Annotated in this window: 16 protein-coding genes; 13 read left to right on the top strand and 3 right to left on the bottom strand. The window is 51.7% G+C overall.

What is annotated here, in order from left to right; genetic code table 11:
• Positions 1-11 precede the first annotated feature (11 nt).
• Complete coding sequence (locus PCH05_RS08550; protein ID WP_127601960.1) at positions 12-407, bottom strand: TIGR04086 family membrane protein; 396 nt, start codon at positions 405-407, stop codon at positions 12-14.
• A gap of 178 nt (positions 408-585) precedes the next feature.
• On the opposite strand from PCH05_RS08550, the gene PCH05_RS08545 reads away from it, so the two are divergent.
• Positions 586-1497: a YetF domain-containing protein gene (locus PCH05_RS08545; protein WP_127601959.1), complete on the top strand. Its 912-nt coding sequence runs from the start codon at positions 586-588 to the stop codon at positions 1495-1497.
• 2 nt (positions 1498-1499) lie between these two features.
• Here PCH05_RS08545 and spoVB read toward each other — a convergent pair whose 3' ends face one another.
• Positions 1500-3056 carry a stage V sporulation protein B gene (gene spoVB / locus PCH05_RS08540; protein WP_127601983.1) on the bottom strand — a complete coding sequence of 519 codons (1557 nt, stop codon included), beginning with the start codon at positions 3054-3056 and terminating at the stop codon, positions 1500-1502.
• 290 nt (positions 3057-3346) lie between these two features.
• Between spoVB and PCH05_RS08535 the strand changes: the two genes are divergently transcribed.
• From PCH05_RS08535 to PCH05_RS08490, 10 genes are all read left to right on the top strand, one after another.
• The gene (locus tag PCH05_RS08535) at positions 3347-3589 is read left to right on the top strand and encodes a post-transcriptional regulator (protein ID WP_127601982.1); all 243 of its coding nucleotides are present in this window, start codon (positions 3347-3349) and stop codon (positions 3587-3589) included.
• A 142-nt stretch (positions 3590-3731) separates the two neighbouring features.
• A complete protein-coding gene (gene secD / locus PCH05_RS08530; protein ID WP_127601958.1) occupies positions 3732-5003 on the top strand; it encodes a protein translocase subunit SecD in 1272 nt (423 codons plus the stop codon).
• Positions 4993-5898 (top strand): protein translocase subunit SecF, encoded by a 906-nt coding sequence (secF, locus tag PCH05_RS08525; protein ID WP_127601957.1) that lies wholly within the window; start codon positions 4993-4995, stop codon positions 5896-5898. The genes secD and secF overlap by 11 nt, the downstream gene beginning before the upstream one ends.
• Before the next feature lie 188 nt (positions 5899-6086).
• Complete coding sequence (locus PCH05_RS08520; RefSeq protein WP_246049417.1) at positions 6087-7034, top strand: cation diffusion facilitator family transporter; 948 nt, start codon at positions 6087-6089, stop codon at positions 7032-7034.
• A gap of 53 nt (positions 7035-7087) precedes the next feature.
• A complete protein-coding gene (gene recJ / locus PCH05_RS08515) occupies positions 7088-9490 on the top strand; it encodes a single-stranded-DNA-specific exonuclease RecJ (protein ID WP_127601955.1) in 2403 nt (800 codons plus the stop codon).
• 40 nt (positions 9491-9530) lie between these two features.
• On the top strand, positions 9531-10049 hold the full coding sequence (locus tag PCH05_RS08510) for an adenine phosphoribosyltransferase (RefSeq protein ID WP_127601981.1): 519 nt from the start codon (positions 9531-9533) through the stop codon (positions 10047-10049).
• 321 nt (positions 10050-10370) lie between these two features.
• Positions 10371-11639 (top strand): ABC transporter substrate-binding protein, encoded by a 1269-nt coding sequence (locus PCH05_RS08505; RefSeq protein ID WP_127601954.1) that lies wholly within the window; start codon positions 10371-10373, stop codon positions 11637-11639.
• A 54-nt stretch (positions 11640-11693) separates the two neighbouring features.
• Positions 11694-12575, top strand: coding sequence for a carbohydrate ABC transporter permease (locus PCH05_RS08500; RefSeq protein ID WP_127601953.1), 882 nt, complete (start codon positions 11694-11696; stop codon positions 12573-12575).
• Positions 12572-13420, top strand: coding sequence for a carbohydrate ABC transporter permease (locus PCH05_RS08495; RefSeq protein WP_246049416.1), 849 nt, complete (start codon positions 12572-12574; stop codon positions 13418-13420). The genes PCH05_RS08500 and PCH05_RS08495 overlap by 4 nt, the downstream gene beginning before the upstream one ends.
• A 63-nt stretch (positions 13421-13483) precedes the next feature.
• Complete coding sequence (locus PCH05_RS08490; protein ID WP_127601952.1) at positions 13484-15022, top strand: DUF4127 family protein; 1539 nt, start codon at positions 13484-13486, stop codon at positions 15020-15022.
• A 79-nt stretch (positions 15023-15101) separates the two neighbouring features.
• Here the strand turns inward: PCH05_RS08490 and uraA are convergent, their stop codons facing one another.
• Entirely contained in the window at positions 15102-16406 is a 1305-nt protein-coding gene (gene uraA / locus PCH05_RS08485) for a uracil permease (RefSeq protein WP_127601979.1), read from the bottom strand.
• Between the two features lie 280 nt (positions 16407-16686).
• Between uraA and PCH05_RS08480 the strand changes: the two genes are divergently transcribed.
• Positions 16687-18861: a RelA/SpoT family protein gene (locus PCH05_RS08480; protein WP_127601951.1), complete on the top strand. Its 2175-nt coding sequence runs from the start codon at positions 16687-16689 to the stop codon at positions 18859-18861.
• 38 nt (positions 18862-18899) lie between these two features.
• Positions 18900-19349, top strand: coding sequence for a D-aminoacyl-tRNA deacylase (gene dtd, locus PCH05_RS08475; protein ID WP_127601950.1), 450 nt, complete (start codon positions 18900-18902; stop codon positions 19347-19349).
• The last annotated feature ends 321 nt before the right edge of the window (positions 19350-19670 follow it).

Raw genomic sequence — 19670 nt, 5'->3', positions numbered from 1 at the left:
GAGAAGAGACCCTATAAATTATTCCGGAGATTAACGCCGAACATGCCCCCGAGAGCCGCAGACGAGAATACGGTACCCAGCAGCGCCAAGTCTCCTAAGCGCAGAGAGGTGTCCAGCGCGAGGAATCCGATCAGCATGATCAGAACGCCATACAGGATGCCGGTGACACCGCCGTGATACCAGCCCTTTTTCCCGGATCGTTTGCCTGCGACAAGACCGCCAAATATAGCTGCAATGGCATGAACGACATAAATAAGACGGGAAAGGCTTTGTTCTTTCATTCCGCTGGACCATAGCAGCAGCGAGAGAAGAAGCGCGCCGAGCATCATCCAGAAGAACGAGTAATACAGCCCGGACAGGATCGGATTCGAAATCCGGAAAGAAAGCGCGCGCCGGATCATGTGCATAACAAGAAACCTCCTTCATTATCCATAAGTTATTGTAAATCTATGTACAAGCTGTTAGAGGTAGTACAAGTTTTCCAATAATTAATTACGGCGGCAGTGCATGGTGCAATTAGGGGAAGGCTACAATACCATCCATCAGGCTTTCTGTGAAAATGCGTAAAAAAGGAGTGCATGGCATATGGCATCTCATATCCTGATCCCCGTTTTTCGTACCGTACTCATGTATTTCGTCATCTATTTAACCTTAAGAATTATGGGAAAGCGTGAAATCGGGAAGCTGTCCATTTTCGATTTGGTTATTTCCATTATGATCGCTGAAATCGGCGTATTTGTGCTGGAAGATATCAAGCGTCCGATTTATGACGGCATTTTTCCAATGGCCACGCTGGTCATCATCCAGATCACCATTGCATTTATCAGCTTAAAAAGCAGGAAAGCCCGCCTTCTTTTTGAAGGGAAGCCAAGCATTCTGGTATCGGGAGGCAAGCTTCACCGGGATGAAATGAAAAAGCAGCGTTATAATTTGGATGATCTCCTGCTGCAGCTGCGCGGACAAAATATTGAGAACATTGCTGACGTAGAATTCGCGATACTGGAAAACTCCGGACAATTGACGGTCATCCCCAAGTCGGAGTCCACGGACTCCCCCGGAGGGCAGCAGGCTTCGAATCCGTCCTCATCCCATTCCAAGGCTGAACAGGGGGCTGCGCAGCAGAATTCACCTGCACAGCGTCAGCCGGTCACCCTGCTTGGAATGAAGGCCAAGGGCAATATCAAGTCTGCGGAAAGCCGTGGGCAGATGCAGGGCTCGAAGCAAAGCAAAGAACAAGAGCTAACAGGGCCTTACCAGGCGGCCAAATCGAGATTAAATAAGAAGAAGATTCTGGTCCCTGCGGGCAAATTCAGCTACGGCGTGCTACCCGTCCCGCTGATCATGGATGGTAAAGTGCAGGATGACAACCTGCAGCGGCTCCATAAAAACCGGTTTTGGTTGAAAAATCAGATCCAGGAGCAGGGGGTCAAGGATTTCAAGGATGTATTTTTATGCTCCATCGATCACAAGGGCAAAATATATGTGGACCGAAAATAGGCTCAGGCAGCCGGATTTTTAGGCTCTTGCGATGAACCGAACCATTTGCCGATGACGGGCATTCTTTTCAGATCGCGTCCGGAAACCAGCTTTGCGGAAAAAACCGCGAACAGGAAGCCTGCCAATCCAATCAACAAGGCAGCCAAGAACTGCACCACATATGTGCTTTTAAAAGGAAGATGGCGATAGGAATACGTCGTAATCGCAGCCATAATGACCATGGCGGCAACGAGCTTCAGCATATCGAGCAGCTTGAAACGGTAGGCAAGAAGCCTGCTGACACTGTAACCATGCAGGAATGTGACCACAATGCTGTTGATGATAATCGCGATAATGGCTCCATAGATCCCGTATTGAGGCTGGGACGACAGATACCAGATCAGGAAAAGCTTGATAACTGCGCCGACGAGGGTGTTGAACAAGGCTCTGCCTGGGCGATCCAGAGCCTGAAGCGTGGCTTGGAGCGGAGCCTGTACATAAAGAAAGAGCGCAAAGGGTGCCAGCATGCGCAGCATGCCGGAAATGTCCGCGTTATTATACAGCAGCCGGCATAAAGGTTCGGCCAGAACATACATAATCACAGCGAATGGAGCTCCTGTAACCAAGGCCAGGCGGACCGTCTGATTGAGCCGCTTATGGATCGTAGGCCTGTCTTTGCGTGCGGCAGCCTCGGACAATGAAGGCACGAGGGAAACGGCGAGTGAAGATGTCAGGGCGCCGGGCAGCAGCAGCACAGGAATGATCATGCCCTGCAAAGCGCCGTACTGGGCCGTGGCTACGGAAGTGACGATCCCTGCAATCGCCAGGCTTTGCGCGGTAATAATCGATTCGAACAGATACGAGAAGGAACCGACAAGCCTGCCGGCGGTAACCGGTACGGTAATGCCCATCAGACGCGGGAATAATCCCCGGGTCGGTCTCTCTTGCCGGGAAGCATTGAATGGTGAGTCTGTGTGCTGCCGTTCTTTGCGGAATTGCCAGAATAGCGACAACAGACCGAAAAACTCTCCAGCCATCACCCCAAGCATCGCTCCTGCGGCTGCATACGCGATCCCTTTTGGAAGCAGCAGGTAGGAGAACCACAACGTGAATACGATTCTGGCAATGGTCTCAATGATGGAGGAGGTGGCGGAAGGAATCATATTCTGCTTCCCTTGAAAGTAACCTCTATACACGGATGAAATGGCTACGATGACAAGCATCGGGGCCATGCTGACAAAGGTGTAATATACCCTGGAGTCCGTGAGGATGCGGCGCGTCACCCAAGGAGCGAACCACAGGGAGAGGGCCATGAACACGATGCCGAGGCCGACGGTCAGCATCAGGCTGACGCGCAGGACGTAGCGGGAATTTTGCGGCTTGTTCTCTGTTTCGGCTTCCGAGACAAGCTTGGCGACGGCAAGCGGAATTCCTCCGGTGATGAGGGTAACGAGAACGAGGAAAAAAGGATATCCCAGCTGATAGATTCCGACTCCCTCGGCTCCGATAATCCGGGGCAGGGCGATCCGCGGGATAAAGCCTAATATCCGGTTAATAATTCCCGCCGCAAGCAATATCATCGTGCCTTGAATAAACGTTTGTTTCTTGGATGTCACTTTTTTGGGCGTTAGCTTGTTCAAATGTCCACTCCCTCTTCCATGTCGAAGCTCTGATGCTCTATCATTGTGACAGACCTTTTGTTAATATGGATATGCTGTACTCGTCCATTCAGACCACGTTCTTTTACATAACAACCTTCAGCGAAAAGAAGGAATGCGGGCGGCAAGGGTCGAATGTAGAAAGGACGCTAATTTGGGTAAGAAGACATCAGGTAGATAGAGGGGAGGCTACACATGTGAGCCCGGAGAATATGAGCGAAAGCGAAATGGATGCGACCATTGAAGCTTTGTGCCGCAGCAAGGCGGAGGAATTCAGACTCGTCGGATATGAACATGTCACCAGCAAGGATGTTTGGATCTGCGTCAGCAGCAAATACGAGAAGGAAGGAATTCCTCCGCTGTATAAGCTGGTCAATGATATTCTCTCTCTCAAAGTGTTGACGTTTATGAACTTTATGACAATATCTGCATATAAAGGTTCCTCTTTCGATTAATGGAGAGGAACCTTTTCTGGTCAGCCTTTGAAGGGGGAAAAGCTCGCCAAAATATAGAACCGACAAATATTGATAAATTGACTGCATTTTGACGCATGGCTATAATAGGAATATTGAGAACGAAAGGGGAACTAGGAACGGCATGAAAAGACTTGCTACTTTCATTATCGTCGTGCTCGTTGCGGTAGGGATCATGGCTTGGTCCACGCCGGGACTGCTTGATCGCGTCCGGTTAGGCCTTGATCTAAAGGGAGGCTTCGAAATACTATATGAAGCTGCGCCGCTGGAACAGGGGCAAAAAGTTACGAAACAGTCCCTCACGCGTACGGCGGAGAGCCTGGAAAAACGGGCGAATCTACTCGGTACCAGCGAACCTGAGGTGACGACAGAAGGCACGAACCGGATCCGCCTCAAAATCGCAGGCGTGACCGACGAAGCCGAAGTCAGAAAGAAAATGAAGGAACCTGCTTCGCTGACTTTCCGCAGTGCGGAAGGCTGTAAGGCGCCTGACGCCAATACGGCGGATAAAGATAAATATTGTAAGGTGGAGCTCGTCGGCAGTGATTTTGTCGAGAACGGGGCTTCCGTCGGTTACAGCAACTTGAATGCACCTGTTATCGATATCAAGGTAAAAGACAAAAAGAAATTCGCAGAAATCACGAAACGGCTTCTTGGCCAGCCGCTCGCTATTTTCCTGGATGAAACCATGCTGTCGGATCCAACCGTCAATGCGGAGCTGACTGACGGAAAGGCTCAGATCTCCGGTAACTATTCCCTGGATGAAGCCAAGAAAATCAGCGATACGATCAACCTGGGTGCATTGCCGCTCAAGCTGACGGAGAAATACTCTCAAAGCGTAGGCGCCACCTTGGGTAAACAATCGCTGGACAAGACCATTGAATCCGGAATTATCGGTTCCATCGTCATCTTGATTTTCATGATTGCCATGTACCGTTTGCCGGGCATTATCGCCAGCTTTGGACTCATTGTGCATACCTGGCTGCTGATTCTGGTCTTCGTGTGGGCGGACTTTACGCTGACACTGCCAGGCATAGCCGCATTTATCCTCGGTATCGGTATGGCGGTCGACGCCAACATTATTACGAATGAACGGATTCGGGAAGAAATCCGCAACGGCAGAAGCGTGATGTCTTCCGTGAAGGCGGGGAACAAATCTTCCCTGCGCACGATTCTCGATTCGAATATTACGACGATTATCGTCGGTGCGGTCATGTTCGCATTCGGTACAGGCGCCGTCAAAGGCTTCGCGCTCGTACTGATTGTTGAAATCGTGCTGAGTATCCTGACCAACGTGTATTTCACCCACTACCTGCTTAGCCTGCTGGTCAAGGCTGGGCTGCTTAAAAAGCCGAAGCAGTTCGGGGTAAAGGAGAGTGAAATCAATGCACTTTAAGAAGGAATTTAACTTCGTGAAGATGAGCAAGGCCGCCTTCATATTCTCCATCGTATTGACGATTGCGGGAATTATCGCGCTTGCCGCTTTCGGTTTGAACTACAGCGTTGATTTCCGGGCGGGCTCGAACGTGGACGTGAAGCTTGCCAAAAACGTAACGAAAGCCGAAGTACAGCCGCTGCTGGACGAAATCGGCATCGGCAAGGATGCGACCATCTCTCCGGGTGACAAGCGCGTGAACATCCGTTTCACGAAGGAGCTATCCGAAGACCAGGATTCGCAGCTTAAGAAAGCGATCCAACAGCTGGACGATACGGCTTCCTTTGAAATCAACACCGTCGATCCCGGGATGGCGAAGGAGCTCGGACGGAATGCAATATACTCCGTGCTCATCTCCTGTATCGGGATCATCATATACGTAAGTATCCGGTTTGAATGGCGCTTCGCCCTAGCGGCGATCATCGCGCTCCTGCACGATGCATTCATGGTCGTGGCGATCTTCTCCATCTTCCGGTTGGAAGTCAGCCTGACCTTCATCGTTGCGGTGCTGACCATCATCGGTTATTCGATCAACGATACGATTGTTATTTTTGACCGCATTCGGGAGAACCTGCGGTTCGGCAAGCAGAAAACCCGCGAGGATCTGGCGAACCTGTTGAACCACAGCGTCAATCAAATGCTGATGCGTTCCCTATATACCGCATTCACGGTATTTATCGCCGCATTCTTCCTCTTCCTGTTCGGTGGGGAATCGATCAAGATGTTCTCGCTTGCGATGGTGATCGGCCTGATCTTCGGAGCCTACTCTTCGATCTTCATTGCCAGCCCGCTGTGGCTGTACTTTAAGTACAAGCAGAAACCAAAAGGGAAAGCGGTCAAGCCTTCCAAAGCGTAACATAAGCTGTACAGGTGAAAGCCGCGTCTGATGCGACGCGGCTTTCAAGCTGGTAAGGGGAGCCTTCCGTGTGTAAACTCATCCATGGCTCATTCCACTCGAAGAAACGGATGCTTGCATGAATAAACATCCCTTTCAAAGAATAGAATCGGCACGTTGGGACTGCCGGAGAGGAGGCAAACATGAGCATGCAACGATCACATTCTTCCGATACCGTCACCTGGACGGGGATGATCGGTGACTTGTCGCTTGCTGTTTTTAAAGGTGTAGTCGGTTATTTCTCGGGCAGCAAGGCGTTGCTGGGCGATGCCTTGTATTCCGCCTCCGATGCTGTGTCAGCACTTAACCGACTTATTCCGCGTACTTCGCCTCTGAAGGGGCAGGGCACAGACAACCAGGCGAGGGCCCGCAGAACGGAACCGGTGTTTGCGATTTTATTCGCGGTGCTTGTGCTGATGGGAGGACTGCAAATTGCGGTTGCTTCCATTCGGGAGATCGCCTCGGGTAAAATTCATATACCGGATAAGTTTGCGATCATCGCTATTTTCGTTTCGTTGGCCGTGAAAGAGGCTATTTTTCAATTTCAATACCGGTCTTCGAAAAAGCAGGGTGATGGCCTTCATACTGCATACGTCGAGGAACATCGATTTAGTTTGTACACGTCACTGACTGTTTGCGCAGGGGTCTTTATGTCATTGGCAGGGGAAACCTTCGACGTGAAGGCCATGATGTACATGGATCCGGTTTCCGCTCTGGTCGTAGCCGGCCTGGTAATCCGGAAAGGTTATCTTCTGATCATGAATTCCGTCTACGGTTCGTTGGTGCAAGAGACCGAGCAGGAGGATGCGATCAGCTTTATCGAGACGGTTCAGCGGGTGCACGGAATTATAACCGTGGATGATCTGAAGGCCAGGGAGCAGGGACATTATGTTACCGTCGACCTGAAGGTCAGCGTGAACCCCAGGATTACGGTACTGGAGGCAAATGAAATCGCCGAACGGGCCAAAAAGCTGCTGCTGCACCGTTTTGTGCACATCAGTGATGTTAATATTCAAGTCGTTCCCTATGATCCCGGTTATCCGTATAAATCCAATCATCAGCTTACGGATAATGACATGCCGACACTGCTTCAGTAGACATCCGTAAACGATGCGATTCATGACAGGCAGGGAAAGAAAGGTGAAAACGATTGTTTGAATCGAAATATTCATGGCAGGCTCCCTCGGTTAGCGAGGATACGGCACGGAGGCTGGCCGAGACGCTTTCTGTCTCGCCGCTGACCGCGTCGCTGCTCGCCTCCAGGGGCATTAGCAACGCAGAAGAAGCGGGAATGTTTCTGAATGGAAGCATGGAGTCTCTTCATGATCCTTATTTGCTTTTGGGCATGGAGAAGGCGGTTCCCCGCATTCAGCAGGCGATAGAGAATGAAGAACATATTCTGATTTATGGGGATTACGATGCGGACGGGGTTTCCAGTACTTCGCTGATGATCTACTTCATGCGTTACTTGGGAGCATCCTATGACATTTATATCCCGCACCGGTCCAATGAAGGCTACGGACTGCATAACCATGCACTGGATTGGGCGCATCAGCAAGGCGTTACCCTGGTCGTTACCGTTGATACGGGCATTAGCGCCGTTGAGCAGATCGCTTACGCCAACTCGTTAGGGATGGACGTCATCGTGACGGATCACCATGAGCCCCCGGAGATTTTGCCCGATGCTTACGCGCTGATTAATCCCAAGCAGCCGGGATGTCCTTATCCCTTTAAAGGTCTGGCAGGCGTCGGTGTCGCTTATAAATTGGCGCAGGCCGTATTGAAGGAACCTCCGATCGAATGGACGGAAATTGTAGCCATAGGCACAATCGCGGACTTGATGCCTCTAACCGGGGAGAACCGCATTCTGGTCAGCCGCGGGCTAGAAAGCATGCGGCATACCTCCTTTCCTGGCATCAAGGCGCTTATGGAAGTGAGCGGAATTACGATCAGCTCGGTAACCTCGATTAATGTTGCGTTCGGCATGGCACCAAGAATCAATGCCAGCGGAAGATTGGATCATGCGGGCTCGGCGGTAGCGCTGTTGACGACGGAAGATATGGATGAGGCGCAGCGCCTTTCCCATGCACTTGATGAGTTGAACAAAGAGCGACAGTTGGTTGTCGAAGCGATCGTCGAGGAGGCTCTCTCTCAGATGGATCTTAAGATGAATAATGGAATGGTACCGGATATTATCGTGCTTGCGGGCGAGGGCTGGAATGTGGGGGTCGTCGGCATTGTGGCCTCGAAAATTTTGGAACGCTTTTACCGTCCGGTGATTATTCTGGGCATCGATCCGGAAACGGGGATGTGCAAGGGATCGGCCAGATCCATACCAGGGCTGGACATCTATGAGGCACTGACTTCCTGCAAAGAGCTCATGGATCATTACGGCGGCCATCCATCCGCAGCCGGCATGGGTCTGCACCGTGATCAAGTTCCTGCATTCGAGGCTGCGCTTAACGCGTTTGCCAAGCAGGTGATGACGGAGGAGGATTATATTCCCGTTACCCCTACAGACGGGGAGTGGAGTTTGTCCGATGTTCCGCTGAACGTCATTGACGAGCTGGAGATGATGGCTCCTTTTGGCATGTCCAATCCCGTTCCCAAGCTTGTATTCCGGGGAACCCAGCTGGCGGAGATACGCAAGATGGGAAAAGACGGAAAGCATTTGAAGCTCGTTCTCCGGCAGGGTGGTAAAAGGATCGAAGCCGTTGCATTCGGCCGGGGCGATCTGGCGGATCTGTTGGAAGAAGGCATGACCCTGGATATCCTCGGGGAAGTTTCCGTGAACGAGTGGAACGGATCGAGAAAGCCCCAGCTGATGCTGCAGGATATGAAAATTACAGGTCCGCAGGTATTCGATTTACGGGATGCCAAGGATCCCTGGGGTGAAATACAGCGAGTATACGATAAGGTTGCGCCTCATATGAGGATGGAACCTAGGCATATCGCAGCTGTATTTAATCCGAGTCTCGAGATTTCGCCTAATTTGCAATTGAATGATTGTACTCTTTGGGTATATGATAAGAAGGCTGGAATTTTGGCATATAACGATGCCGCTCATACGTATGGTACAGATCAGATCACCACACTGTTCATGGTTCATGTGCCGGAATCTGCGGACCAGCTCGACATGCTGCTCGCTTCGTTCACGAACCTCTCCAATTTGTTCCTTCTTCATTCGGGACAAAAAGAAGTGGACCAGTTGACGATCCCGAATCGCGATCAATTTAAACTGTTGTATGTTTTGTTGATGCGGATGGCTGCAGAGCCGATCCGGGAGCAGGAGGCGTTAATCAGACTCAGTCAGCAGTCTGCCGCAAGCCTGCGCATGATCACAATGATGATGGACGTATTTGAAGAGCTGTCGTTTATTGAACGCCGCGATGGAATGATCGTGGTGATTCCGAAGCCGCCGAAGCGCGAGCTTAGCAGCTCCATTCATTTTTCCAGGCTGGGCAGCCTGGCCGAAATGGAACAGCATCTGGTTTATGCAGGGACTTCGCAGTGTACCCGCTGGATGATATCCCGCTTGGAGGGTGCCAGCTAAACGCATGACCGTTTTGTATAATTTTTAGGAGGAGATTATGTTGGATTATAAAGAGTACATTCGGGTGATACCTGACTTCCCGCAGCCGGGTATCAGCTTTAAAGATATTACGACATTGCTTCAGGACGGGGAAATCTATAAAAAAGCGATCAATGAGCTCAAAGCTATGGTCGCCGCCCTGAAAATCGATGTCATTGCCGGGCCCGAGGCACGTGGTTTTGTGGTTGGAGCTCCTCTGGCCTATGCGCTTGGCGTCGGCTTTGCACCGATCCGCAAAAGCGGCAAGCTTCCTTACGAAACGATCGAGGTTGGTTATGATCTCGAATACGGAAAGGATCGCCTTGCCATGCATACCGATGCGATCCGCAAAGGACAAAATGTCCTGATTGCCGATGATCTTCTTGCCACAGGCGGAACGATCTCTACATCGGTCGATCTGGTTCAGAAGCTTGGAGGCCATGTGGTCGGAGCGGCGTTCCTGATCGAGCTGTCAGCGTTGAACGGACGCGCTAAACTGCCTGGAGTTGAAGTGTTCTCTTTAATGACATACGAAGATTAATCTTTCAAATGTTTATGTCCCCGGAGGTTGTTTCCCGGGAAATAAATACCTTTGGATCGTCTATCGATCTGAAGGTATTTTTTTTGTTTGCGATAGGCGATCTGCCTGGTACAAGCTTGCTTGATGATGAAAATTATTATGCAGAGCATTAAAATGGAGGAAAACTCCACGATATACAAAAATATAGAAAAATATCTTTTTTATTTCCGGAAACTTTGCTATAATTTCCCTTGTAAGCGGTTTATTAGCGGATTTATCCGTTTTTATGATTGCTTGAATTGGATAAAATCTTTTCATTATCATGCCAAGGGAGCCGAGATTATGAAAAAGAGCAAAAAGGGAATGGTATTCGCTTTATTATCGGTTATGATGCTGTCCTTCATGTTAAGCGCTTGCGGAGGCGGTAAGGAGGGAAGCGGCAAAAGCGGCCCGGTCAAGCTGGAGTTCTGGACGATTTCGCTTCAGCCCACCTTTACGGATTATTTCAACAATCTGATCGCCGATTATCAGAAGTCTCATGAGGGCGTGACCATTGATTGGAAGGACTATCCTTATGACGCCGTGACCAACAAGCTTCTCACGAGCATCGCCAGCGGCAGCAGTCCGGACGTGGTCAACCTGAACACGGAATTCGCCAGCCAGATGGGTTCCAAGGGAGCGGTTGTGGATCTGAACGAATTCCTGACAGACGAGCAGAAGCAATCTTATTTTGACGGCATATTCAATTCTACGGTCATTGACGGAAAAGCCTATGCCCTGCCGTGGTACACAGGCACAGAAGTGCTGTTCATGAACACGAAAATCGTCAAGGAAGCCGGACTGGATCCGGCTAATCCGCCCAAAACGCAGGATGAGCTGGTCGCATGGGCCAAACAGGTGAAGGAGAAAACGGGCAAAACGGGATATTCCACGCAGTGGGTCGCGAACCTGTTCCCGAAAGAGGGAATCAAAATTCTGAATGATGACAAGTCCGCGGCGGTCTTCAATACGCCGGAAACGAAAACGATGCTGGAAAATACAAAAAAGAAAATCGAAGACGGCGTCATCATGAAAGAAGACGTGCCTTTTACCAAACAGATTCAGTACTACTCCAGCGAGCAGACCGCGTTTGAAATCGCCGGCCCGACGTTCATCAACTTCCTGAAAACTTCAGCTCCGGACGTGTACAAGAACACGATCGCCGTTCCGATGCCAACGGGTAAAGCCGATGTGCGCTTGTCCAACAGTATGGACGTGGTCGTTCCTGCCAAATCGAAGCATCAAAAGGAAGCGGTGGAATTCGCGGCGTTCATTACGAATGTGGCCAACCAGACGGCTTTCTCCAAGGCGGCGAATACGCTCCCGTCAACGAAAGAGTCTATCAAGGACCCGTTCTTTACGGATTCGGACAATACCCTGGAATCCCAAGCGAAGATCGCTTCCGCCAACAGCCTGGATAAAGCGGTCGATTATATGGTCGGCGTGCCGAACGCATCGGATATTAATTCCGCGATTGCCAGAGGCCTGCAGAAGATCATGCTGAACGACGCCGATATTCAGTCTACGCTGGACGCCATGGAGCAGGAAGTGAACCAGGTGCTGAAAAAGTAACGTGCCGGCTTGTGAGCCGTCAGATTTAAGACAAGGGGACGGTGAGAGTGCACCATGAAGAGATGGGCGTGGTCGGAATCCTATACTGCTTGGGCGTTTATGGCGCCGGGTCTGATTCTCATTGCCGTGTTCGTGTTTTGGCCGATCATTTACGGGATTCCGCTATCCTTTACCGATTATTCCGTCATTTCCGAAACGCATTACATTGGCTTTGATAACTTCGTGAAGGCATTTCATGATAAGAACTTTTTGATATCTTTATGGAATTCGCTGCTTTATGTCATCATCGTGCCGATCATACAAATCATTTCGATCCTGATGGCGATTCTGGTCAACGGCAAAATTCCCGGGGTGAAAATATTCAGAACGGCGTATTATATCCCCGTCGTGACGTCCATGGTAGCCGTTGCCCTGATCTGGAGCTGGCTGCTCAGCAGCAATGGGGTTGTCAATTACTTGCTGCTTCAGCTCGGATTAATCAGTGACCAGGTCGCCTGGCTGTCCACGAGCAGCACGGCCCTTTTCGTGCTGATGTTCATTACGATGTGGAAGGGCCTCGGTTATTACATGATGCTGTATCTGGCCGGTCTGCAGGGAATTCCATCGGATCTGTTCGAAGCCGCCAGAGTTGACGGCGCGAGCCGCTGGCGGGTCATCTGGAGCATCACCGTGCCCCTGCTGCGGCCGCATATCCTGTTCTGTACGCTGATCTCGCTGATGGGCGCAATCCGGGTCTTCGATGAAGTATACATTTTGACCAAGGGCGGCCCGGGAACCTCGACGCTGACCTCGAGCGTGTACATTTTTCAAAAGGGGCTGGAGCAGTTTAACTTCGGCTATGCCTCCGCGCTCGGGCTGATCGTCAGCATTCTGATCGGCGCGCTCAGCGTGCTTGTATTCCGGTTCAACCAGAAAGGCGGTGTCAATCCGTATTGATAACAGCAACCAATCATTCAAGGGCATGGCTTGCCGGAATCCGGTTGACCATCGTCTATATTCTGCTGCTGGCGCTGGCCGTGTTCATGATGGGACCGTTCTTGTGGCTGCTCAGCGTATCGCTCATGCCGGGCAAAAACGTCTTCGCCAATCCGCCGGCCATCCTGCCGACGTTTATCGATTTTGATAATTACGTGAAGGTATGGCAGTTCATGAACTTCCCGAAATATATTTACAATACGGTGGTCATCACGGTCATGGGCGTTATATTTAACGTGCTCCTGGCATCGTTGACAGCATATCCGCTCGCTACGTTCCGTTTTAAGGGCCGGAATCTCGTGTTTACGATCCTGATCGCGACGATGATCATCCCGTCCTCTACGGCGATGATCGTCCATTACCTGACCATTCAGTGGCTGCATCTGGGAGGATCGTTTCTGGCTGTGGTTCTGCCTTCATCCGTATCGGTCTTTAACATTTTTCTCATGCGCCAGACCTTCCTCGGCATTCCGCCGGATGTTCGGGATTCGGGAAAAATGGACGGCGCCTCCGAGTTCCGGATCTGGTGGCAGCTTGTGCTGCCGCTCGTGAAGCCTGCGATTGCGGTCATTTCGCTCCTGGAAATGATGGCGTTCTGGAACAATTTCCTGTGGCCGATCGTCGTGCTCGATGATCCGCAGAAATATCCGCTCGCCGCGGCGCTGACTTTCCTTAACGGGCAGTTCTCCTATAATTTCGGCTGGATTGCCGCGGGAACGATGATCTCCGTGCTGCCGATCATTATCGTGTTCCTGTTCACGCAGCGCTACTATATGGAAGGCATTGCGGGTGCCGTTAAAGGATGAGCGGAGCACATAAACGAACAAGGAGCTGCAACTCACTTTATGTTGACAAGGGAGCCGACAAGGATGGAAAAGCTGAGCAAAATCGCTTTTATTCCGCTGGATGAGCGGCCGTGCAATTATGAATTCCCGTATCTGCTTGCACAGGGAACCGGGATCCAGCTGGCACGTCCGCCCCAGGATATGATGGGACTCAAAAAGAAACCGGGGGATACGGACAGACTCTGGAGCTGGCTGGAACAAGAGTGCGGGGATGCGGACGGAGCCATTGTAGCCCTCGATACGCTGCTGTACGGCGGCATTATTCCTTCAAGACTCCATGCGATGGAGCATCCGCAGGTGGCGGAACGTTTGCAGAAGCTTCGGCGGCTGAAGCAAATCAACCCGAAGCTCCGGATTTTCGCGTTTCAGCTCCTGATGCGCTGTCCGCAGTATTCGATCGCTGACGAGGAGCCGGACTATTACGGAGACTGGGGGCGCGAGATTTTCCTCCAAGGCTACATCAGCCACCGTGCGGAGCTGGGGATTGCCTCCATGGACGAATTGGAGGAGCTCGCGGATATCGGGCGCCGTCTGCCGGAGGAAATCATCGATGATTATATGCGCCGCAGGTCCGTCAATATCGCCGTCATTCATGACGTGCTTGAGCTGATCGCGGAGGGCTTGATCGATTTTATGATCTTCCCGCAGGATGACTCGGCGCCGTTCGGACATACGGCCAAAGATCAGGAGAAGGTGCGGGCGATGATCTCCGATCGGGATCTGGAGCTGCGAACCTACATGTATCCGGGGGCAGATGAAGTAGGGTGCACCCTGCTCGCGAGAATGGTCAATGAAGGCATGCGCAAGACGCCGCTCGTCTATCCGCGGATGGCTGCGGTACAGGGTCCGTTCGTGACGCCGTTATACGAGGATCGTTTTTTCTATGAAAGCCTGAAGTATCAAATTTTGGCTGCAGGCGGGCTTGTGGCCTCATCGGCGGAGGAAGCGGATCTGATCCTGCTGGTCAACACGCCGGGAGAAACGATGATGGAAGCCGATTCGCAGCAGCATCCCTTCTTCAGCTACGATGTGTACCGCAACATTATCGAGCTGGTGGAATACGGGGATTACATGCTCCGCCATAAAGGAAAACCGGTTGCGGTTGCGGATGTCGGATATGCGAACGGCGCGGATCACAAGCTGTTGAAGCTGTTGAAGCAGAAAGGCATGCTGTTTGAGCTTGCCGGGTATGCCGGCTGGAACACCAGCTCGAATACGCTGGGAACGGTCATATCCCAATCCATGCTGTATCTCCAATATGGCCGAACGCCGCAGCACCTGGATTTCTTATCGCTGCGTTACGCGGAGGATCTGTGCTATTGCTCGGTCGTCAGGATGGCACTGAATCAGGGAGAGGTCGAAGCGATGGGGCTCAGCAAGTTCGAGCTCGACGGGCAGCGCGGAGAGGTTTCCAGGCTCGTACAGGAGCGCCTCGGAGCCGAGCTGGAGAAACGGATCAACGGAGGCTGGGGGCGGGTCGAGGTCATCGATTGCTATATGCCTTGGAACCGGACCTTTGAAGTGGGTCTTCGTGTGCGCTATCATCCGGGCGGGCCGTCGTAGCTATTTTCTGATACATTGAAAAGGCAAAGAGCCGGAAGCTCCATCTCAGGAGCTTGTCCGGCTCTTTGCCTTTTGGATATTAGTCAGGAATCTTTTCGACGAGCTCATCGTCTTTATCGTTGGACAGTCCGAGAACCTCGATCAGCTTGAAGAACAGGCTGAGAACGATCCCGACGATCGTGGCGAGCGCCATGCCCTTCAATTCTACGTTGCCGAATTTCAGCTGGGCGCCGCTGATGCCTACGACAAGGATGATCGTGGCCAGGATCATGTTGGTCGGTTTGGAGAAGTCGACCTTCTGCTCTACGAAAATCCGTAAGCCCGATGCGGCGATGACACCGAACAGCAGCAGCGATACGCCGCCCATGACCGGCTCCGGAATGTGGGCGATCACGGAAGAGAAGGTGCCGGAGAAGGAAAGCACGATGGCGATCACGGCGGCTCCGCCGATGACGAACACCGAGTAGACCTTGGTAAGCGCCATGACTCCGATATTTTCGCCATAGGTCGTATTCGGGGTAGATCCCACGAATCCGGAAATAATGGTAGATATGCCGTTGCCCAGCAGGGAGCGATTCAGGCCGGGATCTTTGGAGAGATCCTTGCCGACAATGTTGCTCGTGACGAGCAGATGTCCGATATGCTCGACGATGACGACGAGGGATACGGGAATGATCGTAAGGATAGCCGAAAGCTCGAATTTAGGTGTCGTAATCGTAGGTACCGTGAGCAAATGGGCACCGGCAATGGCACCTTTATCGATCATGCCCGGCATAAAGTAAGCCAGGACATATCCGGTCACGATACCGATCAGAATGTGAATGATTTTGGGGAAACCGCGGAACAGCACCGCTCCGATGACGGTTACGCCCAGCGTTGTCATGGAAAGAATGACCGCATTCGAATTGAACCAGTCCTCTCCAGCGCCTGCTTTCGGAATAATGCCGGCCATCCCGGCTGCGACAGGTACAAGTTCAAGTCCGATGGTAGCGACAATGGCACCCATGGCTGCGGGCGGGAAAACGACGTCGATCCATTTGGTTCCGGCATATTGAACGATCAGTCCGACAGCGACGAAGATGACACCGGTGACGATGAAGGCTCCAAGAGCAAGCGGGTAGTTGTCGGTGCTTCCAGCGAGTACAGACAGTACCGGAGAAATAAAGGCGAAGCTTGAACCGAGGTAGGCGGGGATTTTGCCGCGGCAAATCAAAATGTACAGCAGCGTTCCGATTCCGTTCATAAGCAAAATCATGCCGGGGTCCACGCCGAACAGATTAGGCACGAGTACCGTGCTGCCAAACATGGCGAACAGATGCTGAAGGCTGAGCAGGAATCCCGGACCTAAAGGCAGCCTTTCATTGACTTGAATTTCGCGTTGCAATGAGCTCACTCCCAAATCGAATATTTTTCGTATCGTTAATTGCATTCAATCTAGATTAGCCAAGAAACCGACATTTTTCAATCATTTTTTTAATAAATGTTCGGGATTTGCTAAAAAGTGAAGTTTGTTGCCGTCCGCCCTTCCTGTTCCTGGCAAGAAATATTGACGTAGAGCCATTCAAGCGTCATAATTATATAAAATCTTGTTTGACCAGGGAACCTGCTAAAGATGAATGTCAGCGGGTTCTATTTCATATAGAAGGGAAACGGAAACGACTAGAATGGGCATAGAGCGATTACTTGAAAAGGCTGGAGCCTATATAAAAGGGCCAGATTTGGAACGCATCCGGGAAGCCTATCATTTCGCGGATCAAGCCCATCACGGCCAGGTTCGCAAATCCGGCGAGCCTTATATTCTGCATCCGCTTGCGGTTGCAGATATTGTCGTGAACCTCATGATGGATACGACCTCCATCGTGGCCGCGCTGCTGCATGACGTCGTTGAAGACACGACCGTATCGCTGGAGGAAATCCGCGATAAGTTCGGCAATGCCTGCGCGCTGCTGGTTGACGGGCTCACCAAACTGGAGCGTATCCAATTCCGTTCCAAGGAAGAGCAGCAGAACGAAAACTACCGAAAAATGTTCATCGCGATGGCGCAGGACATCCGGGTTATTGTCATCAAGCTGGCCGACAGGCTCCATAATATGCGAACGCTGAAATATCAGTCGGAGGAAAGCCAGCGGCGAATTGCCTATGAAACACTTGAAATTTTTTGCCCGATCGCGGACCGTCTCGGTATTTCGGCCATCAAGAGCGAAATGGAGGATTTGTCGCTTCGTTACTTGAATCCGCAGCAGTATTACCGGATCGCCAATTTGATTCATAAAAAACGCGCGGAACGCGAACAGTTCGTCGACACCGTCATATCCCGCATTCGCGAGAAGCTGGATGAGATGGGGATCGAGGGCGATCTGTCCGGCAGACCGAAGCATATATACAGCGTCTTTAATAAAATGACGACGAAGAACAAGCAGTTCAACGAGATTTATGATTTGATTGCCATTCGCATTATTGTGGACAATATCAAGGACTGCTATGCCACGCTGGGCATTATCCATACGCTTTGGAAGCCGATGCCCGGCCGTTTTAAAGACTATATTGCCATGCCGAAGGCGAACATGTACCAGTCCCTGCATACGACCGTCGTGGGACCAAACGGGGAACCGACCGAAGTGCAGATCCGCACCACGGAAATGCACCGTACGGCGGAATACGGTATCGCCGCACACTGGGCGTACAAGGAAGGCACGAGCCCGGGAGGCAATTTCGAGAATAAAATGACCTTCTTCCGCGAAATTCTGGAGCTTCAGCATGAAGCGAAGGATGCGTCAGAGTTTGTGGAATCCCTGAAGATGGACTTTTTCTCTGATCTTGTATTTGTGTTTACGCCGAAAGGTGAGGTTATCGAGCTTCCTTCCGGATCCGTGCCGCTTGATTTTGCTTACCGCATTCATACCGAGGTCGGGAATCGCACGATCGGGGCCAAGGTGAACGGGCGGATCGTACCGCTGGATCATCGCCTGAAAACCGGCGATATCGTCGAGATCCTGACCTCGAAGCACTCGTACGGACCAAGCGGAGACTGGCTCAAAATCGCGCAGTCTTCTCATGCAAGAAGCAAAATCAAGCAGTGGTTCAAGAAGGAAAAGCGCGAAGAAAACGTGGAAAAGGGCCGCGATATGATCGAGCGCGAGCTGAAAAGCCGGGGGCTGGATCCATCGGAGTGGACGACGGACGACAAGCTGCTGGAGGTCGCGAAGAAATTTGCGTTTAACGACGTGGACGACATGCTTTCAGGCATTGGCTTCGGCGGCATTACGGCGGCACAGATCTGTACCCGTCTGACCGAGCGTCTCCGGAAGGAGCAGGAAGAAGCAAGCCTGCTCGAGCTGACTTCGGAGAAAAAGGAAATCAAGGTCGCAACCGACAGAAAGCGTCCGACCAACGGCGTTCGCGTCAAAGGCATCGACAACCTGCTTGTCCGCTTCGCACGCTGCTGCAATCCCGTGCCGGGCGATGATATCGTCGGCTATGTTACCCGCGGACGCGGCGTCTCCGTCCATCGGGCCGACTGTCCGAATATCCCGGCTTCGGGAGACGGCGAGGAAGCGGCGCGCGTGATCGAAGTGGAATGGGAGACCGAAATCGAAGCGAATTACAGCGTCGATATCGAGATCACGGGGCATGACCGCAATGGCCTGCTCAATGAGGTGCTTCAAGCGGTTTCCGAGACCAAAACGAATATTTCCGCTGTTACCGGGCGGTCGGATAAAAATAAAATGGCGCTGATTCATATGACGATTCTGATCCGCAATACCGATCATCTGCATTCGGTAGTAGAACGGATCAAACGCGTGAAGGACGTGTATACCGTACACCGGATTATTCAGTAATCGCCGAGTTTTCATGACAAAGGAGTCCATAGAGCATCATGCGAGTTGTCGTTCAACGCTGCAAGGAAGCAAAAGTGACCGTTAGCGGGGAAGTTACAGGCCAAATCAGTCAAGGATTGATGGTGCTTGTTGGCGTAACCCATGAGGATACGGAAAAGGATGCACAGTATTTGGCCGATAAGGTGGCCGGCCTGCGCATTTTCGAAGATGCGGAAGGCAAAATGAATTTCAGCGTCACGGATGTGGGCGGCGGCGTGCTATCCGTATCGCAGTTTACTTTGTACGGCGATTGCCGCAAGGGCAAACGTCCCAATTTTATGGCCGCGGCTAAGCCGGATATGGCGCTGGCGCTCTATGAACGCTTCAACAGCGAGCTGGCTGCCAAAGGCCTGGAGGTGGCGACCGGACGGTTTGGCGAAATGATGGACGTCACCTTTACCAACTGGGGACCGGTCACGCTGATCATCGACAGCAAAACGACGGCATAGAAAATCGGGAGAACGGGCATGCTGATCGTATAGACATCAGCCTGTACCCGAAGGAGCCGTCATCTTATGCGTCAATCCTCCCACGCTTTTGCTTTACAGAACTTGCCGCTGGTCCCCCTTGACTCCGTTAAGGAGGCTACTCGATTGGAGCGTTCAGGCAAAATTCCTTTTCCGCTTTGGAACGGTTACCAGAAAGGAAAAGGAGCGCCTTATCCGATGCGTTAGCAGATAGCGTGCAAAAAATAACAGGAAGCAGGCTGCCCGGTAAGGGAGCCTGTTTTTTTAATAGATCAGAAAGTATAAGTGTCGGAGCCTCCACTT

The sequence above is a fragment of the Paenibacillus chibensis genome (genome assembly GCF_004001045.1).
Taxonomy (GTDB): Bacteria; Bacillota; Bacilli; order Paenibacillales; family Paenibacillaceae; genus Paenibacillus_AQ; species Paenibacillus_AQ chibensis.
Note: the sequence above shows the minus strand (reverse complement) of the source record. Positions and strands in the feature narration are given on the sequence as shown.

Excerpts from the sequence above, each read along its gene's own strand:
- PCH05_RS08505 (WP_127601954.1), top strand. The coding sequence starts at position 10,371 with ATGAAAAAGAGCAAAAAGGGAATGGTATTCGCTTTATTATCGGTTATG.
- PCH05_RS08550 (WP_127601960.1), bottom strand. The coding sequence starts at position 407 with ATGCACATGATCCGGCGCGCGCTTTCTTTCCGGATTTCGAATCCGATC.
- PCH05_RS08520 (WP_246049417.1), top strand. The coding sequence starts at position 6,087 with ATGCAACGATCACATTCTTCCGATACCGTCACCTGGACGGGGATGATC.
- PCH05_RS08500 (WP_127601953.1), top strand. The coding sequence starts at position 11,694 with ATGAAGAGATGGGCGTGGTCGGAATCCTATACTGCTTGGGCGTTTATG.
- dtd (WP_127601950.1), top strand. The coding sequence starts at position 18,900 with ATGCGAGTTGTCGTTCAACGCTGCAAGGAAGCAAAAGTGACCGTTAGC.
- PCH05_RS08490 (WP_127601952.1), top strand. The coding sequence starts at position 13,484 with ATGGAAAAGCTGAGCAAAATCGCTTTTATTCCGCTGGATGAGCGGCCG.
- secD (WP_127601958.1), top strand. The coding sequence starts at position 3,732 with ATGAAAAGACTTGCTACTTTCATTATCGTCGTGCTCGTTGCGGTAGGG.
- PCH05_RS08545 (WP_127601959.1), top strand. The coding sequence starts at position 586 with ATGGCATCTCATATCCTGATCCCCGTTTTTCGTACCGTACTCATGTAT.
- PCH05_RS08535 (WP_127601982.1), top strand. The coding sequence starts at position 3,347 with ATGAGCGAAAGCGAAATGGATGCGACCATTGAAGCTTTGTGCCGCAGC.
- secF (WP_127601957.1), top strand. The coding sequence starts at position 4,993 with ATGCACTTTAAGAAGGAATTTAACTTCGTGAAGATGAGCAAGGCCGCC.
- PCH05_RS08480 (WP_127601951.1), top strand. The coding sequence starts at position 16,687 with ATGGGCATAGAGCGATTACTTGAAAAGGCTGGAGCCTATATAAAAGGG.
- spoVB (WP_127601983.1), bottom strand. The coding sequence starts at position 3,056 with ATGATATTGCTTGCGGCGGGAATTATTAACCGGATATTAGGCTTTATC.